Source organism: Gemmiger formicilis (genome assembly GCF_016901605.1).
Taxonomy (GTDB): domain Bacteria; phylum Bacillota; class Clostridia; order Oscillospirales; family Ruminococcaceae; genus Gemmiger; species Gemmiger formicilis_B.
On the sequence record NZ_JACJKP010000539.1, the window covers coordinates 1 to 336 of the forward strand.

Below are 336 nucleotides of genomic sequence, written 5' to 3' on the forward strand. Positions count from 1 at the left end.
CACCGCCGTCCCGCAGCAGGTCCTCACCGTTGTGTTCCATCCGGGTCACGTTGGTGTGGGTGCCCCGGATCTCCACAAAGGCCTCGTCCACACCGGCCCGGGCGGTCACCTGGACCACCAGATTGTCGGTGCCTTCGATCAGGCTGGTGGTGCAGATGCCCGCTTCCAGCAATGCCACCGCCCGGGCGCGGGTGTCGTCGGTGACGCTTTCCAGTACGGCCAGACGGCGGTGGGCATCGCCGCCGCACACCCCCAGCAGGGCGGCAATTTCAATACCGCGGCGCCCGCCGGAGTTGGGGACGGTGACGCCTTTTACATTCTTTACAATGTTGCCGC

General features: G+C 66.4%; 1 pseudogene. It reads right to left on the reverse strand.

Annotated elements, in window-relative coordinates:
- A pseudogene (locus H6B10_RS15840) lies at nucleotides 1–336 on the reverse strand (serine dehydratase subunit alpha family protein); the annotation flags it as partial.